The following is a 20052-nucleotide window of genomic DNA, read 5'->3' on the forward strand; positions in this document are numbered from 1 at the left end:
TTTTTACTGTATTATTACGGGTTTTGATTGCTCTGCAGCATCATCTTTTAGTTGTTGAGTGGTATGTGCGATAATTGCATTCACTTTTATACTAAATAAGGCAAATTACATCCTTAAGAAGACTTTTATAGCAATTCTCTGAATTACAAATAGCTCATTTTTGTAAATTAAAACTGTTTGGTGCTTATTTTTCCATTATTAAAATAAAACCCTATCTGCCCCTTGAGCATTTGTTCAGCTTTTTGACCAAATATTTCATAGCGCCAACCATTCATAGCGGGAATATTTTTCTTTTTACATCCATTTGCTATTTTTTCTAAGTCATTGGAAGTTGCAATAATTTTAGGTGCAATACCGTTTTCATTTGCAACAAGTTTTAATAACACTTTGAGAAGATCGACAACGGCATTCGATGTCTCATTAAGTGGATTATATTTGGGAAGAGTGGGTACAGTAGCAAGATCAACTTCTAAACCTTCGTGGACAGCTTTTATTAACGTTTGTGCGATTGAGAATTTATCCCAATTTTTATTCAAGCTACGCAAACGTTTCAAAGCAGCTTCATCTTTTGGTTGTTGGATGGCGATTTCAATAAGACATTCATCTTTCATGATGTGACGGCGTGGGATATTATATCTTCGTGCTTTGCGTTCACGCCAAGCTGCTATTTTTTGTAACACGGCAAGTTCACGCTGTTTTTGTACTTTGCCTTTTACTTTTTTCCATGCTTCATCTTCAGGCATATCATAGGTTTTTGGAGTTAACAGAATCGCTATTTCATCATCCATCCAATGAATGCGTTTGTTTTTTTCTAACTGCTTTTTTAATAAGAGATAAACGTCTCTTAGATAGGTCACATCAGCAAGCGCATAAAGCAGTTGTTTTTCGGAGAGAGGACGGTAACTCCAATCTGTAAAACGGGAGGATTTATCAATGTGATGACCTGTGCAGCGTTGTACAATTTGATCATAGGAGATAGAATCACCAAATCCACAAATTGATCCTGCTATTTGTGTATCAAAGAGAGGATAGGGAATGATTCCTCCAAGATGATAAATAGTTTCGATATCTTGACGTGCAGCATGAAAAACTTTGGTGATTTTTTTATCTACCATGAGATCAAAAAATGCTTGTAAATTTATATCTTGTGCTATTGGGTCAATGAGTATTGTAACATCTGGTGATGCAAGCTGAATTAAACACAGTTGAGGCCAAAAGGTCGTTTCGCGGATAAATTCAGTATCTACCGTTACAAAATCTGAGTTACGTAGAGCAGCAATGGCAATTTCAAGATCTGTTGTTTGTGTAATAAGATTCATCATTCTATTATAGCTAGATAAATTAAATTTGTCTTTTATTGACTTTTTTTTTGAGTCTTTATCCTCATATCTTGACAAATGGTTGTTAAAAAGCGTTTGTAACGCATGTGAAATTATAATCAAAGGCAAAAACTATGCACCGTTATCGCAGTCATCATTGCGCTGCTCTTCGTAAATGTGATGTAGGAACAAAAGTTCGTCTTTCGGGATGGGTTCATCGTGTCCGTGATCATGGAGGAATCCTTTTTGTAGACTTGCGTGATCATTTTGGAATCACACAGATTGTTGCTGATCCTGCTTCGCCAGCTTTTAAAATTATCGAAAAAGTGCGTTCTGAGTGGGTCATTCGTGTAGATGGGGAAGTGTGTGCACGTTCTGAGGAAGTCATTAATACCTCTCTTCCAACAGGAGAGATTGAAATTTTTGCGAAAGAAGTGGAAATTCTTTCAAAGTCTGATGAGTTGCCTTTACCCGTTTTTGGCGAACCTGATTATCCAGAAGATATTCGATTGAAATATCGTTTTCTTGATTTACGTCGAGAAACTATGCACAAAAATATTATGCGGCGTACTGAAATTATTGCTGCTCTCAGACGATCTATGCAAGAGAGTGGTTTTACAGAGTTTATGACACCGCTTCTGACAGCATCATCACCGGAAGGGGCGCGCGATTTTTTAGTTCCAAGCCGTATTCATCAAGGAAAATTTTATGCATTGCCGCAAGCACCTCAACAGTACAAACAATTGTTGATGATGTCAGGTTTTGACCGTTATTTTCAAATTGCTCCCTGTTTTAGAGATGAAGATCCACGGGCGGATCGTCTCCCTGGAGAGTTTTATCAATTAGATGTTGAAATGAGTTTTGTAGAACAGGAAGATGTTTTTGTGACAATGGAACCCATTATGCGTTCTCTTTTTGAAGAGTTTGCAAATGGAAAGCCTGTAACACAAAGCTTTCCTCGTATTTCCTATGATGAAGCAGTGCGAAAATATGGTTCGGATAAGCCAGATTTACGTAATCCAATAGTTATGGAAGATGTTTCTCGGCATTTTTATGATTCTGGTTTCAAAGTTTTTGCTCAAATTTTAGCGAATGATAAGAATGCACAAGTTTGGGCTATTCCGGCTAAAACGGGTGGAAGCCGTGCTTTTTGTGATCGTATGAATGGATGGGCACAAGGTGAGGGGCAACCAGGGCTCGGTTATATTTTCTGGCGTGAAGAAGAAGGAAAGTTTGAAGGTGCTGGTCCTATTGCCAAAAATATTGGTGAGCAAAGGACTGAAGCACTTCGTAAGCAGCTTGGCCTTGAAAGTGGTGATGCCTGTTTTTTTGTAGCAGGAGATCCAAAGAAATTTGTATCTTTTGCCGGAGCAGCGCGTACACGGGTAGGAGAAGAATTAAACCTTGTTGATCGGGAATGTTTCTCTTTAGCGTGGATTGTTGATTTTCCATTTTTTGAATGGAATGAAGATGAAAAAAAGCTTGATTTTGCACATAATCCTTTTTCTATGCCTCAGGGTGGGGAAAATGCTCTTGAGTGCCAAGATCCTCTTACTCTTAAAGCTTTTCAGTATGATCTTGTTTGTAATGGTTATGAGATTGCATCAGGTGGAATCCGTAATCATTCACCAGAGATGATGCTTAAAGTTTTTAATCTTGCTGGTCTTTCTAAAGAGGTCGTAGAAGATCGCTTTGGTGCTCTTTATCGTGCATTCCATTATGGAGCACCACCCCATGGTGGTATGGCGGCGGGTGTTGATCGTATTATTATGCTTTTGCAAGGTGTTAAAAATTTACGTGAGGTTGCTTTATTTCCTATGAATCAGCAAGCACTTGATCTTTTAATGAATGCTCCATCTGATGTTTCTCCTTCACAATTGCGTGATTTAGGGATACGAATTGCTCCTGCTGCCAAAAATGATTAATAAATTGATTGCGGGTTGTTGCCATTTTTATCTACAGTGAAGCTTTCATGCCTCTAAATTATTATCAATGTCCTTGTTTATAAAAAGCTTAATAATGTAAAAGAGCACGTATCTTATTGTTTATAAAACTTAATGTAGTGTTGCTAAATATCGCGTTATTCTGAGAGACTTGGATGTGTACGCTTTAAATGCTTCGTAAAGTATGCATATAAAATTTTTCAAATTGATATAATTTTCTGTTCATGTTTTAATCGCAATGTTTATTTTTATATAGTCGATTTTTAATAAAAATAGTTGACTTATAGAAGTTTAACTGAAGAAATCTTATAGAATAATTGCTCGTTATTTTGGGAATTGTTGTCCTAATATTATGTCTGATAAAATAAATTTATCTTTTGATAAAGAACATATTGAACCAATAGAATTACGTTCTGCTTTACAGGAACGTTATTTGGCTTATGCTCTTTCTACTATTACGCACCGAGCATTGCCTGATGTGCGTGATGGTTTGAAACCTGTTCATCGGCGTATTGTTCATGCTATGCGTTTACTCAAACTGAATCCAGGGCAATCCTATGCAAAATGTGCACGGATTGTCGGGGATGTAATGGGAAAATTTCACCCACACGGTGATGCATCTATTTATGATGCATTAGTGCGTCTAGCACAGAGTTTCGCTGTTCGTTATCCATTGATTGATGGACAAGGAAATTTTGGTAATATTGATGGTGATAATGCTGCTGCTATGCGGTATACAGAAGCACGCATGACTGAAGTGGCTGCGTTGCTGCTTGAGGGAATTAATGAAAATGCTATTGATTTCCGTTTAACCTATAATGAGGAAGATGAAGAGCCTGTTGTGTTACCCGGAGCTTTTCCTAATCTTTTAGCGAATGGTTCATCAGGTATCGCTGTTGGTATGGCAACATCTATTCCACCTCATAATGTTGCTGAGCTTTGTGATGCAGCACTTCATTTGATTGCACATCCCGATGGAAATGATGCGGAATTAAATCAATTTGTGCTTGGTCCTGATTTTCCAACAGGTGGTATTTTAGTTGAGCCTAAAAAGAGTATTGAGGAATCTTATCGTTCAGGGCGTGGGTTCTTTCGATTGCGTTCGCGCTGGCATCAGGAAACTGGTAGCCGTGGTTCTTATGTGATTGTTGTTACTGAAATTCCCTATCAGGTTCAAAAGTCACGCCTTATTGAAAAAACAGCTGAGTTACTCCTTGCACGACGATTACCAATGCTTGAAGATATTCAGGATGAATCGGCTGAAGATATCCGTATCGTGCTTATTCCCAAAAATCGTACTGTTGATCCTGCGCTCCTTATGGAGTCTCTTTTTAAATTAACGGATTTTGAAGTAAGATTTCCTCTTAATCTGAATGTTTTGTCTTTAGGAAAAATACCCAATGTTCTTTCTTTGCGTGAGAGTTTGCAGCAATGGCTCCAACATCGTCAAGAAGTGCTTGTTCGCCGTTCTCATTATCGGCTTGATCAGATTGATTGCCGATTAGAAATTCTCCACGGCTATCTTGTCGCATATTTGAATCTTGATGAGGTGATCCAGATTATTCGTGAAGAGGATGAACCGAAAAAGCAGCTCATCAACCGTTTTGAATTAACAGAAAATCAAGCTGAAGCTATTCTTAATATGCGTTTGCGTTCTTTACGTAAACTTGAGGAATTTGAAATTCGTAAGGAATTTGAAGCGCTGAAAACTGAAAAAGAACAACTGCAGAATTTGTTAGCTTCTCGTACAAAACAATGGAAAATAATTTCAGAGGAAATCATAAAAGTTCGTAAAACTTTTGGTCCTGATACTCTCTTAGGAAAAAGGCGGACAACATTTGAAGAAGCACCAAAGCATGATATTGATGATATTCATCAGGCAATGATCGAAAAAGAGCCTGTTACTATTGTTATTTCTGAAAAGGGATGGATGCGTGCTTTAAAGGGACACTTGAGTGATTACAAAGCACTTTCTTTTAAAGAAGGGGATTCTTTACAGATAGCATTTCCGGCGTTTACTACAGATAAAATTGTGGTGATAAGCACTGGTGGAAAGTTTTTTACTATTGCTGCAAATAGTTTGCCAGGGGGGCGGGGGCATGGTGAACCCATTCGTATTTTAGTGGATATGGATGATGAGCATAATGTTCTGACAGCTTTTGTGCATAATGCGCAGGAAAAGCTTCTTTTAGTTTCATCTCACGGAAATGGTTTTATTGTGTCTGAGGCGCAAGTCATTGCTAATACACGAAAAGGCAAACAGGTTATGAATGTGAAGTTTCCTGATAAAGTGAAGCTTTGTGTTCCGGTAAAAGGTGATCATGTTGCAGTGGTTGGAGAAAACCGCAAGATGCTTGTTTTTGCTGTTGAACAAATACCAGAAATGAGTCGTGGTAAAGGTGTTCGTTTGCAACGTTATAAAGAGGGGGGCATTGTTGATGCTAAAACTTTTAATTTATCAGAGGGTTTAAGTTGGCAAGATACAGCGGAACGCAGTTTTCATCGTCAAGCTGATGATCTCATTGAGTGGATGGGAACTCGTGCTGGAGGGGGGCGTTTGGTTCCAAAAGGCTTCCCAAAATCAGGGAAGTTTAGCAATTAAATTATAAAGGTGGAAAGGGAATGCTGTGTGGTTTTTTACCATGAGAGGTATTCTTAATCTTTTCAGACTAGTTTTATTCATGGGAATGACTGCTATATTGCCTAAAAAGACGCCCACGCTCTGCCCATAAGACAAAAAGTATGGCGACGAGGCTAAGAAAGAAAAAACCTGCCGAATTGGGGATGGTTGTTTCATTAAATTGCTGTGCAATAAAAAAGCCAAGGCCAGTTGCAATAGATGTTTGAAGAAAACCAGAGACAGAAGATGCTGTTCCTGCAATTTCCCCTACTGATTCGAGAGCGAGTGTATTGAAATTGGCCATCATGCCGCCGCAAGCAAACATCAGTATACAAAACAACAGCATGTACAAAGGAAAAGGGATAATACCACCTGTTAAGATGGAGCCAATAAACCAGATGCATGAAGTGGCACAAAATAGCAAAAGCATAGTATGTGCGATACGTCGCATTCCAAGGCGTCCAACCAGCTGAGAATTAAAGAACGAAGATAAAGCTTGAAAAGCTGCACCGATGGCAAACGCAATTGGAAACCAGAGGCCTAGATTATAAATCCCTTCATATGTCTGCTGCGATGTATTAACAGCGGTAAAAATACATCCTAAAATAATGGAAGTTGCCAGTGTGTAGCAAAGTGTTGTGCGATTGGTGATAACAATCCATAAGTTATGTTTGATCGAAGAAAAGGAAAGAGAGCGTTGTCTATAAAGAGTTTCAGGCAAGCGCAATTGAATCCAAATCATAAGTCCAAAACCAATAATCGCCATGAATATAAAAATAAATTGCCAGTTCCCAAACAGTAGAATAGCTTGTCCTGTTGCTGGTCCAACCATTGGTGCAACAAGGAAAACCATCATAACGATAGACATAACTTCAGCCATTTTTCTACCACTATAGAGATCACGTACAACAGAAACTGTGAGCACTCGCATAGCAGCTCCTCCCATACCTTGTAAGGCACGCAAAATAAGGAGTATAGAAAAATTGGATACAAAGACACAACCAATTGCTGTAAATGAATATAAAGCAAGAGCAATGAGAATAATCTTACGGCGCCCATAACGATCACTTATGGGACCGAAAAGTATTTGTGTGATGCCATAGCTAATAAGATAACCGGAAATGATATAATGTTGATCATTTTCATTTATAACATGTAAACTATTCAAAATGTCGGGCATGGCTGGCAGCATAATGTCAACGGCTATAGAATTGATAGCCATGAGTGCACCAATGAGAATAACAAATTCTTTATAACCAATTTTTTGTTTAATTGCGTCACTATGCTTCTGTTCGTCGATTGAATATGACATATGGCATCCTTGAAATAAAATTTCGACTGAACACAGCTCTATAAAAGACTGAATAAAATGAAAGATATCTATGACTTAAGAGATATCTATGATTTGTTGCAGGGAATGTTCTTTTCCTTCAGAAATTCTTGCAATTCATTATTTTGAAACATTTCTTTAACAATATCACAGCCACCAATAAATTCACCTTTGATATAGAGTTGTGGAATTGTTGGCCAATTTGAATAATCTTTGATTCCTTGACGCAATTCGTCAGAAGTCAAGATATTAATTCCTTTATATTCTAACCCTAAATAATCAAGGATTTGAACAACCTGTCCCGAAAATCCACATTGTGGAGCCTCGGGGGTTCCTTTCATGAATAAAATGACATCATTCTTTTTAATTTCGTTGTCAATAAAATCATGAACAGTGCTCATCTCTCTTCCTCGATATTGTATGTATATGCTCGTACTATTTTCTAATCTTATTGAGTGAATGAATGCAAGAAGAAATTTGGGATTATTTTGGAATATGCGTTTGCAACATTAAAGCATGCAGGTCATTTCCCATATTTCCTTTAAGAGCATCATAGACCATCTTATGTTGCTGGACACGGCTTTTACCACGAAAACTTTCAGAAATAACTTCTGCAGCGTAGTGTTCTCCATCGCCAGCAAGATCACGAATTGTCACAGTTGCATCGGGAATACCTTCGCGAATAAGTGTTTCAATTGCGTGAGCACTCATTGCCATGATTATTCTCCTTTATTTTTTTTCGTAAGAATAGCATATAGTCCAAGAAAAATGAAAAACCCTTTATTTTTCATCCATAAATTGTGGAAACCAACTTTCATAGGCTTGTGTAAGTTTGTCTACTGAAAGTGTTAATATTCCTTCTATGTTGAGCAAATTACCTTCAACTATACCAAGCTCTGTTAAAGAAACTGCGCTTGCTTGTGCAAGTTCTTTAAGGTCGTTGAGGGTATGAGGTTTGATGGCTAAGAGATAACGTCCTTGGTCTTCTCCAAAAAGCTCTGCATGAGGAGGGAATGTGTTGCTTAATTTGGCTTTAATACCTTTACCTGCTTTAATGACCATTTCTGCAAGTGCAAGGGCTAATCCTCCGTCAGAAATATCGTGAGCGGCATGAACAAAACCACGATGAATGACATCTCGAACAAATTCACCATGTTTTTTTTCAAGCTGTAAATCTACATAAGGTGGTGCGCCTGTCTCAATCTTCAAAATGTTACGCACGTAGATTGATTGTCCTAGATGAGAGCCGCAAGCTCCAATCAAAACAATATGATCTCCATTTTGCATACCATTGATTGTTGCCATTTTAGACCAGTCGTCAAGAAGTCCTACACCAGCGATTGTTGGTGTAGGAAGAATGGCTTCTCCATTGGTTTCATTATAAAGAGAGACATTGCCTGAAACGATAGGGAAGTCGAGGACTTTACAAGCTTCACCTATACCTTTAATAGCGAATACCAATTGTCCCATAATTTCAGGTTTTTCAGGATTACCAAAATTGAGATTATCTGTAGCTGCTAATGGTATGGCACCTGTTGTGCTGATATTTCGCCAGCATTCTGCAACGGCTTGTTTCCCTCCTTCATAAGGGTCTGCTTCACAATAGCGAGGTGTCACATCAGAAGAAAAGGCAAGGGCACGTTTGTCATTATTGCTTATACGAATGACACCTGCATCACCACCTGGACGAACAAGAGTATTTCCTTGAATAAGTGTATCATATTGTTCATAAACCCATCGCCGTGAACTTTGATCAGCAGAATTTAATAGCGTGAGGAGTGCATCACCAAGATTTTCAACCCTTTTGACTTCTTCTACTTTAAGAGCCGCTTTTTTAATAGGTTCACTCCAAGGGCGATCGTAAATAGGTGCTTCATTACCAAGTTCTTTGATTGGAAGATTAACGACTTCTTCCCCTTGATGGTATACACGGAAACGCAAATCATCTGTTGTTTTTCCAATAATGGAAAAGTGAAGACCCCACTTATGAAAAATTGCCGCTGCTTGTTTTTCTCCTTCTGGTTTAAGCACCATGAGCATGCGTTCTTGGCTTTCAGAGAGCATCATTTCATAGGCTGTCATGTTTTCTTCACGAACGGGCACTTTATCAAGATTAAGCTGTATTCCTAAATTTCCTTTTGCTCCCATTTCAACTGCAGAGGATGTGAGTCCTGCTGCACCCATATCTTGAATAGCAACAACAGCTCCAAGTTCCATAAGCTCTAAGCAAGCTTCAAGAAGGCACTTTTCTGTAAAAGGATCTCCTACTTGAACGGTTGGGCGTTTTTCATCAATTGAATCGTCAAATTCGGCTGAAGCCATTGTTGCTCCACCGACACCGTCACGTCCTGTTTTTGCTCCAAGATATACAACAGGAAGACCTACTCCTTGCGCTTTGGAATAAAAAAGAGAGTCTGTCTTTGCAATACCAGCGACAAAAGCGTTAACAAGGATATTGCCATTATAACGCTCGTCAAAATTGACTTCTCCGCCAACAGTTGGAACGCCAAAAGCATTACTATAGCCACCAATTCCAGAAACAACACCAGAAACAAGATGACGTGTTCGGGGATGATCAGGAGATCCAAAGCGCAATGCATTCATCGCTGCAACAGGGCGGGCGCCCATTGTAAAGACATCACGCAAAATACCTCCTACACCTGTTGCTGCACCTTGATAAGGTTCAATATAGGAGGGATGGTTATGGCTTTCCATTTTGAAAACGACGCATTGACCTTCACCAATATCAACAACACCAGCATTTTCACCAGGTCCTTGAATAACACATTTTCCTTCTGTTGGAAGAGTTTTAAGCCATTTTTTAGATGATTTATAGGAACAGTGTTCGTTCCACATTGCAGAAAAAATTCCAAGTTCAGTAAATGTTGGCTCTCTTCCAATGAGGGTCAGAATATGTTGATATTCATCATTTTTTAGGCCGTGTTGTGCAACCAATTCTGGTGTAATGGCAATGTTATTGCAAAGATTCATGAGTATTTCATTCCGTTAGACTAATCAAAATTTAGCATTCTTGTTGTTTTTAATCCAGCTTCTCAGTTTACTTATTTTGTTGTTTGATGACGAGATCATTAATGAACTATAAGCTAAAATTTTATTCGTTTGCTTTTTAAATTCAATGAAAGGGATTTATTTTCAGTGTTCAGAAATATCTTTCATTACTTCAGGTGAAGAAATTTATTTGGTAAGATTATTTTCATTTCATAGTTTTTATCCCGTTTGGGATTGGGGAGTGCAAAAGGAGTCTAAGGAGCTTTCAAAACTGTTAGTATGATCACCCATTTGCCAATTCTAAAACACTTTGGAAAAGCAAACGACCATCGGTACCACCATGTGCGGGTTCGATAAAATTTTCAGGATGAGGCATCATACCCAGAATATTGCCAGCTTTATTGATGATTCCAGCAATATCATGAATCGAACCATTAGGATTCGTATTTTCTGCATAACGAAAAACAATTTGTCCATTGTCTTCCATTTGTTTTAATGTTTCATTGTCGACAAAATAATTTCCGTCGTGGTGAGCAACAGGGCAACGAATGATTTGCCCTTTGGAATAATATCGAGAAAATCTTGAGTTGGCGTTCACAACTTCAAGTTTTATGTCACGACAAACAAATTTTAATGAAGCATTACGCATTAAAGTGCCAGGCAATAATCCAGCTTCCAACAAAATTTGAAATCCATTACATATACCGATTACCGTAACACCTTTTTGCGCTTTTTCACGAACGGCTTGCAAAACTGGTGTTCGTGCACCAATAGCACCACATCTTAAGTAATCACCATAAGAAAAACCACCAGGAATTACAATGACATCTACATCTGGAATCGTGGTATCTGTTTGCCAAATTTTAAAGGGCTCAATTCCTGTTATATGATGTAATGCTGCAACCATATCCCGATCACGATTTAGTCCAGGTAACTGAATGATAGCAGTTTTCATGAAGAGATCCACTTAAAGAAGTTCTATAGTATAATTTTCAATAACAGTATTTGCTAATAACTCTTCACACATCTGTTCAAGTTTTTGTTTTGCTGTTTCAGTAGGTTGATCATCGAGCACAATATCAAAAATCTTTCCTTGACGAATGGAGTGAATTCCTTTGAAAGCTAAACTTTTTAAAGCACCAACAATCGCTTCTCCTTGTGGATCAAGGACGCTGTTTTTTAAAGTTACTGTAACGCGTGCTTTCATTTCTTATTTCCTGTTACTAGAATCTCTCTCTCTTTTGAAGAGGTATACTGAATCCATATAAAGATAAGGTAACATGATGCTACCTTTTTGTTTATTTTACCAAAACGGGACCACTTGGTCGTGGAGGCTCATTTTCATTGATGATACCAAGACGTTTTGCAACCTCTTGATAAGCATTAATAAGTCCTCCCATATCACGCCGAAAACGATCTTTATCCATTTTTTCTCGTGTTTGCATATCCCATAGTCGGGCAGAATCAGGGGAGATTTCATCAGCAAGAACAATGCGCATTGTTTCATCTTCCCACAAGCGACCAAATTCCATTTTAAAATCAATCAATTGAATGTTAACGCCTGCAAAAAGTCCAGAGAGGAAATCATTAATACGAATCGAAAGTTGCATAATATCTTCGATCTCTTGCGGTACAGCCCACCCAAAGGCTGTGATATGTTCTTCAGTTACCATTGGATCATCAAGAGAATCATTTTTGTAATAAAACTCAATGATGGATTGCGAAAGAGGCGTTCCTTCTTCTAGTCCCAAACGCTTAGAAAGAGAACCAGCAGCAACATTACGAACAACAACCTCCAATGGAATAATTTCTACGGCTTTAATGAGTTGTTCGCGCATATTTATACGCTTGATAAAATGTGTTGGGATATTCAAACGGCTAAGATGGCTAAAGATATGTTCTGAAATGCGGTTATTTAAAACCCCTTTTCCGTCTATAACTTCATGCTTTTTTGCATTAAAGGCAGTGGCATCATCTTTAAAAAATTGAATATAAGTTCCTGGTTCAGGTCCTTCATATAAAATTTTGGCCTTGCCTTCATAAATACGGTGGCGACGATTCATCATGATTCTCTATTGATTTGAGAGGTCTTAAATAACACGAATAAATAATACTATCCTAATTGGTAAAAATTCTCAATCATTGCTATAACACTTCTTACAATTTTTGTCATTGAGGCTTTACCAAAGAGAAATGAAATCCATATTAGAGTGAAGAAGATTATTTCTCTTAAAATCAGATTTTTGCGAGAAAATGAGAGAGAACCATAAGCCCTTCTGGCCAAGGACCATGCCCAGATTCTGCATTAATATGTCCAGATTGACCAGCATCAACAAAGAGTGCTCCCCAATTATTGGCAAGATTCTCTGCCACTGAGAATTCACAAAACGTATCGTTTCGGCTGGCTATGACTACAGAAGGGAAAGATAATTTTTTGCAGTGATAGGGACCAAATGTCATTAGATGTTTTGGACGTATTTTTTCATTGGTTATATCTGGAGGTGCAACAAAAAAGGCACCACGAACTTTTTCTGCGTTTTGTAACGTTGCATGAATAGCTGTGGGAACTCCTAATGAGTGAGCAATAATGACAACAGGTTTTTGAGCTTGTGCAATGGCGATTTTAACTTCATGAACCCATTCTTCACAAACAGGTTTTGACCATTGGGTCTGTTGAACACGGCGGGCTGTAGACAGTTTCTTTTCCCATCGTGTTTGCCAATGATCAGGACCAGATCCTTTGTAGCCAGGAACAATAAGAATATCGAGTTGATTTGCTTTCATGATATTGTTTCCTTATTACAACAGATTTTGTGTCATAGCGGAAATAATGTGTTTGTTTCCCGATGTTTGTTTTTTGTATGCATTTTTTGTCACTCCCCAAAAACGCGTTTAAAAATTGTGTTGATATGTTTGGTGTGATATGAAAGGTCGAATTTTTCACGCAGTTCCGCTTCACTTAAAGCTTTTGTTACATCTTTGTCGCTGAGCAATTCTTCTAAGAAATCTTTTCCTTGCTCCCAAACCTTCATCGCATTTCGTTGTACAATTCGATAGGAGTCTTCACGGCTCAATCCAGCTTGCGTAAGCGCTAAAAGTACGCGTTGTGAGTGAACGAGCCCACAAAATTTATTGAGATTTTTTTGCATATTTTCTGGATAGACAATCAAATTTTCAATGACAGATGTGAGTCGCACAAGAGCAAAATCAAGTGTAATGGTAGCATCAGGACCAATATAACGCTCAACAGATGAATGAGAAATATCACGTTCATGCCAAAGTGCTACATTTTCCATGGCAGGTATTGCAAATGCACGAATCATACGTGCTAACCCAGTTAAATTTTCTGTTAAAACTGGATTACGTTTATGGGGCATAGCAGATGAGCCTTTTTGTCCAGGTGAGAAATGCTCTTCTGCTTCAAGGACTTCTGTGCGTTGTAGATGGCGTATTTCGATGGCTAATCTTTCAATAGATGAAGCAATAACACCAAGCGTTGCAAAGAACATGGCGTGACGGTCGCGTGGTATAACTTGAGTAGAAACGGGTTCAACACGCATTCCTAGTGCTTTCGCTACATGTTCTTCAACACGCGGATCAATATTAGCAAATGTTCCGACAGCTCCTGAAATAGCACAGGTGGAAATTTCTTCGCGTGCTGCAAGGAGGCGTTTGCGACAACGGGAAAATTCAGCGTATGCAAGAGCAAATTTAACCCCAAATGTTGTTGGTTCAGCATGAATGCCATGACTTCGCCCAATGGTAATTGTTTCTTTATGTTCAAAAGCGCGTTTTTTTAATGCTTCAAGAAGCTGATCTATATCTTTTAGTAAAAGATCGCTGGCACGCATCAATTGAATATTAAGCGTTGTATCTAGAACATCTGATGATGTCATACCTTGGTGGATAAAACGTGCTTCTGGTCCAACAAATTCAGCTAAGTGGGTGAGAAATGCTATAACATCATGCTTGGTGATCGCTTCAATTTCATTAATGCGGTTGACATCAAATTCAGCTGCTGCCCCTTTTTCCCAAATGATTTTTGCTGATTCTTTTGGAATAATTCCTAGCTCAGCTAAAGCATCACAAGCATGTGCTTCAATTTCAAACCAAATACGATATTTCGTTTGAGGTGACCAAATTGAGACCATTTCAGAACGAGAGTAACGTGTTATCATAATTTTTCCTTTATTGTGAGAGATTGGCTGCTTGGCGCAATGCGTGAATACGGGTTTTGTAAAGTTCTTTGTTTCCATTTTTATAAATTGCAGAGCCTGCGACAAAGACATTGGCACCAGCTTTTGCAGCTATCCCGATTGTATCAACAGTGATACCACCATCGACTTCAAGATCAATAGGTCTGTTAGCAATCATGCTTTTAACACGTTTGATTTTATCTTTCATTTCTGGGATAAAATTTTGCCCACCAAAACCAGGATTAACAGTCATGATGAGAATAAGATCTAATTGATCAAGCAAATATTCAAGCACATGTTCTGGTGTACTTGGGTTAATTGCAATTCCTGCTTTTTTTCCACTTTCTTTAATTTTTTGGAGTGAACGATGAAGATGGGGACCTGCTTCAGCATGAATGGTTATAATATCTGCACCCGCTTTTGCAAAAGCTTCAAGATAAAGATCGACTGGTGCGATCATTAAATGAACATCAAATATTGCGTTGGTTAATGGACGCAGTGCCTTGACGATATCAGGACCAAAAGTAATATTAGGAACAAAATGGCCATCCATAATATCAAGATGGAGCCAATCTGCACCCGCATCAACAACATCCAATACTTCTTGGCCAAGTTTGGAAAAATCAGAAGCCAAGAGTGAAGGTGAAATGAGATGAGAATGGGGCATTAAGATCTCCTTGATTGGCTTGTTGGCTGTTTTTATCATGTCGTTGTGTATACTAAAATGTCTTTTGTGTTATATGATGTAAAAGAAGAAATACGTGTAATAGACCTTTTTATGGAAAAATTGTTTGAGCTTTTAAAGCTGTATTTAAGTGAAAGATATGTCAAACCATACAACACATTTAATGCCTAAACTTCAACATAATATTACTGTTTCTTCGCAAGAATATCGAGATGCTATGAGCCATTTTGCAGGAGCTGTACATATTGTGACAACAAATGGAATTCATGGAAAGCGCGGGGTAACAGTTTCAGCGTGTTGTTCTTTATCTGATGATCCTCCAACAGTCCTTGTTTGCCTCAGACGACATAATCCTAAGAATCAATGGTTTATAAAGAATGGAAACTTTTGTGTGAATAGTTTGGCAGGAAAGCATCGTTTCTTAGCAGATATTTTTTCTAGGCGTTGCAATTATGCACAAAATGAACGTTTTGATAGAGAACAATGGAGTACTTTGCAAACAGGTGCTCCTAGTCTCTCAGATGCTTTAGCGTCTTTTGATTGCCGTTTAATTTGTTGGCATGAACATGCAACGCATTGTGTTTTGATTGGTGAGGTTGTTGCAATTCACTCTAATCAAGAAAAAGATGCTTTGATGTATTTGAATCGTGGATATCATACTCTTCTTTTGTAAGGATTTTAATTTTTGCATTTTGAGATGAATTTTGTTGGTAAGCTTAAGGTTGCACTTAATCAAATGAGTAAGGATTATTTCACATGACACTGAATATTTAAATTTCTCTCTTTATATAGATCTTGCCGGCATAACGAAAAAAGGGAGATTCCTGACAGAAATTATGCCAAGAAAATACATGTTATGCAAAGAAGCAGCTAAAAAATGATAACTTTAAACATATTTGTAGGTTGTTATAAAAAAGCATTTTACTCTTGTGTTGATCGTTGTTGCACAATATATAGACCGCACTTACCATATGTGGAGGTTTTTATGGCATGAGCGAAGAGATTGATAGTCAATATCGCCCTAGTGAAGATGAGCCTTTCATGAATGAGCGGCAAAAGGCATATTTTCGTGCTAAATTAGTTTCTTGGAAGAATGATATATTAAAAGAAGCGCGTGAGACTTTAGAAAATTTACAAGAAGAGAATGTTGGTCAACCTGATTTGACTGACAGAGCCTCTTGTGAAACTGATCGTACAATCGAATTGCGCGCTCGCGATCGTCAGAGAAAACTCATCGCAAAAATAGAAGCTGCTTTGGAGCGTATTGATAATGGAACTTACGGTTTTTGTGAGGAAACTGGCGAACCGATTAGTATAAAGCGTCTTGAGGCACGGCCGATTGCAGTTTTATCATTGGAAGCACAAGAGCGCCACGAGCGACGGGAAAAAGTTTATCGTGATGATTAAGGTTTGATTGCGGTGATCGATAAATGAAGTGCATGGTATGAGAATTTCGTATTTTATTTTTTTTGAGTAGGGATAAATAGAGAGGGCTCTTGTCGCCCTTCAATTTCTGCAGTGATCGCTGAATCTTCAACGTTTTGATTTATAAAAGGTGTGGAGGTTTTGTCTTTCGTGTGCTCTCTTTTTCCCGAAGAAGATCTTTTTTCTGTAAGGCTAAGTTTTGGGTTGGCTTCTGTTGGTGTTAATGTTGGCTGCGTTTCTCTCTTCTGTATGATGGGTGTGCTGGTAATATTGGACTCTACAACAACATCTGTTAGCCCGCCGATAAGGAGCAAATGCTCTTTATCATCACAACGTACCAAAACGAGACGGCGTGTGCGATCAAGGGCAATTGTCTCACATAAAGTTAATCGCGATAGATGCTTTTTTTTGTGGAACCTGAATTTCTTTCTCTTTAAACGGCATAAAAACAGGAGGATTGCAGCAATAGCTGTTATTGTTATTATGAAAAATATAAAACTTACGGTTATGTTAGCCGCTGATGCGCCTATTTGGTTTGATAACCAGACATACATAGAATTCCTCCCATTTGAGAATGGAAATATTATTTTTTATTGAAATAAGTTCGTAAATATACCCTTAAAAGGTTTGCTTATTAAGAGAAGAAAAGATCTTTTTAACATTTGAGTGATTTTTCTGAGAAAGATAGTATCATGCCCTATACTTCATAAATGATTATAGAGGGTATTTGTGGCATAAGAAGCAGCTATGATCAAGGCAAAGTGAAATGAATAAAGGTTTTGAGAAGAATAAGAAATCATCGTCTTTTTCTGTATATCGAAGAAGTATGATTCTTGGTATTTTTTTAATATTAGCGTTTCTATTCATTATAGCACTTCTCAGTTTTTTTTATCCGCTGAGCTCTTTACAAAAGATGGAATTGGCATCTTTTTTGGTTTTGGCGGTGATAGGGGCTGCTGCACTTGTTTTGAGTGGGATGGGGTTTTTGAGATATCATGTGGCACAGTTGCATGATGCGTTTGATCTGGCTATCTTTAATGATACTGATGATGCAATTATAGTCTCTGATTTATCAGGTTTTGTTTATTATTCTAATCAAAGTTATCAAAAAATTCTCACCTATAAGCCTGAGGCTTCTTGCTATGTGGTTATTGCTGATCTTCCAGAAGCTGGTGCGCTTGCGTATCGCTTAAAGGCTGCGGCATGTAGTAATCTTGCAGCACAAGAAGAGTTCAGAGTGGAGCAGCCGATTTTTTCCCATTCTACACATAAAAAACCCTTTTGGTATAACATTTCTGTTCAACCGATCACAAAGCACAGTGAAAAGTTTTTATTTTGGCGTATTGCTGATATTTCGCATTTACAGGAAAATCGTGAAGTTTTTTTCTCGAATCTTCAAGAAGCGATCAATCATTTAGATCAAGCTCCTGTTGGTTTTTTATCCGTTAACACACAGGGGATGATTCTGTATGCAAATGCGATTTTTGCTGAATGGTTTGCAATTGATTTGGCAAATTTTTCTGTTGGTCAATATAGTTTTGATCAGTTATTTGATAGTGTTGGAGCCAATAGCACATGGAGTGATATTTGTTTGCAAAGCAACAAATATCAAAGTTCAGGTTACTCTTTGCCTTATACGTTTTCGCTAGCTTTAAATTTAGAGACTTCTCCTAAAAAGATATTGAATTGTTTTATGTGTGCTTCTTCGTTTTTAGAGGATGAAGCCGTTTATCGTATTGTGATAATCCCACAGCAAATAGAACAGAGAGAAAACGATGATCAATTTAAATTACCTAATGCATTAGTAGAATATTTTGATGCGAGTCCATTTGCAATAGCAGTGGTGAATCAAAAAGGACACTTTATTCACATCAATAATGTCTTTTCATCACTCATGGGATGTATAGACGGAACTCTTAATCTTTATGATGTTATCTCTCATCGTGATTGTGCACAGTTAGAGCGTGCATTTCAGAAAATTATGACAAATAAGGACTGTACAGTTTTGATAGAAACTGTTTTAGAAAACAATGAGGAACGTCATTTACGTCTTCATGTGATGCCTGTAAAGCCGTATTATGATGATGTCTTACGAGATTTCATCATTGTCTCTGTGGTAGAAATAACAGAGCAAAAAACACTTGAAGATAAAATGGTGCAAAGCCAAAAAATGCAAGCTGTTGGTCAATTGGCTGGTGGTATTGCTCATGATTTTAATAACGTTTTAACAGCAATTTTGATGTCATGCGATCTGCTTTTAAATACACATCGTAGTTCTGACCCTGCACATGCTGATCTTATCAATATCAAAAATAATGCTAATCGTGCAGCAGCACTTGTGCAGCAATTATTGGCTTTTTCTAGAAAACAAACACTTCGCCCTGAACAGGTTGATTTTACAGAGTTTTTATCAGATATTCGCAATCTTGTTTTACCCTTGTTAGGGAATAATATTCAGTTAAAGATTATTCATGGAAGAGATTTGTGGAGCGTTGAAGTCGATCAAGCGTCTTTCCAGCGTGTTATTATGAATTTGGTTATTAATGCGCGTGATGCTATGCCCGATGGAGGTATTGTTACAATTGCGACAAACAATATTACAAAACAACAAAGTGCTGAGTTTGATCATGTTGGTTTTGGAATTGGTGAGTATGTACAATTAACTATTTCAGATACAGGAACCGGTATATCATCTGCGACACAAGAAAAAATGTTTGAACCATTTTTTACAACAAAAGAAGTTGGAAAAGGAACTGGGCTCGGTTTATCCATGGTTTATGGAATTATCAAACAGACAGGTGGTTATATTTATTGTGAGAGTAAAGAAAGGGAAGGAGCAACATTTCATATTTTTCTTCCCCGCTATATTCCTCCTCATAATGTAGAAGTTTTTCCACAGATTGAAAAATGTGAAGAGCAAGAAAAAAATACCGACTTAACAGGATCTGCGACCGTTTTATTGGTTGAAGATGAAGATGCTGTCAGAACGGGGGGGGTGAGAGCACTTCAAATGAGAGGATATACTGTTTTAGAGGCTGCCAGTGGAGTGGAAGCACTCAATATTCTTGAGGAAAATAAGGGCACTGTTGATCTTATTGTTTCCGATGTGGTGATGCCAGAAATGGATGGGCCGACTTTACTCAAGGAAGTGCGCAAGAGCTATCCTGATATCAAGTTTATTTTTGTTTCTGGGTACGCAAAAGATGCTTTTGCTAAAAATCTTCCACAAGATGCTGTGTTTGGTTTCTTATCTAAGCCATTTACACTCAAGCAGTTAGCTTTAACAGTTAAAGAAACACTTGCACAATGAGATGAAAAATTATGTAAGAGAGAAATTGTTTGTCGTAAGATTTTTTGGCCGAAAAATTGGAGTATTTTGAACAGATCAACATAGAAATTTCTAAAAGGGGTGAACAGGATAAAAAGTAGTTTGGGAATTGACTCTCAGAAATCTTTAAAAAAGTATTACACATTCTAAAAAAATATTTGTCAGATAATAGATTCTGTTATGTTAAAACTTTATAA

The 20052-nt window shown here is 37.8% G+C and carries 17 protein-coding genes; 5 read left to right on the forward strand and 12 right to left on the reverse strand.

Features of this window, described 5'->3' with window-relative positions; translation table 11 throughout:
- Positions 1-167: 167 nt before the first annotated feature.
- Positions 168-1322, reverse strand: a complete 1155-nt coding sequence (gene rnd, locus J7R12_RS05775) for a ribonuclease D (protein WP_126603455.1) — start codon at positions 1320-1322, stop codon at positions 168-170.
- Between the two features lie 131 nt (positions 1323-1453).
- Here rnd and aspS point away from each other — a divergent pair, with 131 nt between their 5' ends.
- Together aspS and parC are read left to right on the forward strand one after the other, a co-directional pair.
- Entirely contained in the window at positions 1454-3244 is a 1791-nt protein-coding gene (aspS, locus tag J7R12_RS05780; protein WP_126603454.1) for an aspartate--tRNA ligase, read from the forward strand.
- Between the two features lie 370 nt (positions 3245-3614).
- Positions 3615-5864 carry a DNA topoisomerase IV subunit A gene (gene parC / locus J7R12_RS05785; RefSeq protein ID WP_126603453.1) on the forward strand — a complete coding sequence of 750 codons (2250 nt, stop codon included), beginning with the start codon at positions 3615-3617 and terminating at the stop codon, positions 5862-5864.
- Between the two features lie 73 nt (positions 5865-5937).
- Here parC and J7R12_RS05790 read toward each other — a convergent pair whose 3' ends face one another.
- The 10 genes from J7R12_RS05790 to rpe form a co-directional block, all read right to left on the reverse strand.
- Complete coding sequence (locus J7R12_RS05790; RefSeq protein WP_126603452.1) at positions 5938-7194, reverse strand: multidrug effflux MFS transporter; 1257 nt, start codon at positions 7192-7194, stop codon at positions 5938-5940.
- 86 nt (positions 7195-7280) lie between these two features.
- The gene (gene grxD, locus J7R12_RS05795; RefSeq protein WP_126603451.1) at positions 7281-7613 is read right to left on the reverse strand and encodes a Grx4 family monothiol glutaredoxin; all 333 of its coding nucleotides are present in this window, start codon (positions 7611-7613) and stop codon (positions 7281-7283) included.
- Between the two features lie 82 nt (positions 7614-7695).
- The gene (locus tag J7R12_RS05800) at positions 7696-7929 is read right to left on the reverse strand and encodes a BolA/IbaG family iron-sulfur metabolism protein (protein WP_126603450.1); all 234 of its coding nucleotides are present in this window, start codon (positions 7927-7929) and stop codon (positions 7696-7698) included.
- A 63-nt stretch (positions 7930-7992) separates the two neighbouring features.
- A complete protein-coding gene (purL, locus tag J7R12_RS05805) occupies positions 7993-10203 on the reverse strand; it encodes a phosphoribosylformylglycinamidine synthase subunit PurL (protein ID WP_126603449.1) in 2211 nt (736 codons plus the stop codon).
- Positions 10204-10504: 301 nt separating this feature from the next.
- Positions 10505-11176, reverse strand: coding sequence for a phosphoribosylformylglycinamidine synthase subunit PurQ (gene purQ / locus J7R12_RS05810; protein WP_126603448.1), 672 nt, complete (start codon positions 11174-11176; stop codon positions 10505-10507).
- A gap of 12 nt (positions 11177-11188) precedes the next feature.
- Positions 11189-11428 carry a phosphoribosylformylglycinamidine synthase subunit PurS gene (purS, locus tag J7R12_RS05815; protein ID WP_004862030.1) on the reverse strand — a complete coding sequence of 80 codons (240 nt, stop codon included), beginning with the start codon at positions 11426-11428 and terminating at the stop codon, positions 11189-11191.
- A gap of 91 nt (positions 11429-11519) precedes the next feature.
- On the reverse strand, positions 11520-12284 hold the full coding sequence (gene purC, locus J7R12_RS05820) for a phosphoribosylaminoimidazolesuccinocarboxamide synthase (protein ID WP_126604042.1): 765 nt from the start codon (positions 12282-12284) through the stop codon (positions 11520-11522).
- A 172-nt stretch (positions 12285-12456) separates the two neighbouring features.
- Positions 12457-13005 carry an alpha/beta hydrolase gene (locus J7R12_RS05825; protein WP_126603447.1) on the reverse strand — a complete coding sequence of 183 codons (549 nt, stop codon included), beginning with the start codon at positions 13003-13005 and terminating at the stop codon, positions 12457-12459.
- 89 nt (positions 13006-13094) lie between these two features.
- Positions 13095-14399, reverse strand: coding sequence for an adenylosuccinate lyase (gene purB, locus J7R12_RS05830; RefSeq protein ID WP_126603446.1), 1305 nt, complete (start codon positions 14397-14399; stop codon positions 13095-13097).
- Between the two features lie 10 nt (positions 14400-14409).
- On the reverse strand, positions 14410-15084 hold the full coding sequence (rpe, locus tag J7R12_RS05835) for a ribulose-phosphate 3-epimerase (protein WP_126603445.1): 675 nt from the start codon (positions 15082-15084) through the stop codon (positions 14410-14412).
- 157 nt (positions 15085-15241) lie between these two features.
- On the opposite strand from rpe, the gene J7R12_RS05840 reads away from it, so the two are divergent.
- Positions 15242-15775: a flavin reductase gene (locus J7R12_RS05840; protein WP_126603444.1), complete on the forward strand. Its 534-nt coding sequence runs from the start codon at positions 15242-15244 to the stop codon at positions 15773-15775.
- Between the two features lie 317 nt (positions 15776-16092).
- Positions 16093-16509, forward strand: a complete 417-nt coding sequence (dksA, locus tag J7R12_RS05845) for an RNA polymerase-binding protein DksA (RefSeq protein ID WP_126603443.1) — start codon at positions 16093-16095, stop codon at positions 16507-16509.
- 53 nt (positions 16510-16562) lie between these two features.
- Here dksA and J7R12_RS05850 read toward each other — a convergent pair whose 3' ends face one another.
- The gene (locus J7R12_RS05850; RefSeq protein WP_126603442.1) at positions 16563-17081 is read right to left on the reverse strand and encodes a flagellar biosynthetic protein FliO; all 519 of its coding nucleotides are present in this window, start codon (positions 17079-17081) and stop codon (positions 16563-16565) included.
- A 212-nt stretch (positions 17082-17293) separates the two neighbouring features.
- On the opposite strand from J7R12_RS05850, the gene J7R12_RS05855 reads away from it, so the two are divergent.
- Positions 17294-19837 (forward strand): response regulator, encoded by a 2544-nt coding sequence (locus tag J7R12_RS05855; protein WP_126603441.1) that lies wholly within the window; start codon positions 17294-17296, stop codon positions 19835-19837.
- The last annotated feature ends 215 nt before the right edge of the window (positions 19838-20052 follow it).

The sequence above is a fragment of the Bartonella vinsonii subsp. vinsonii genome (genome assembly GCF_902825235.1).
Lineage (GTDB): Bacteria > Pseudomonadota > Alphaproteobacteria > Rhizobiales > Rhizobiaceae > Bartonella > Bartonella vinsonii.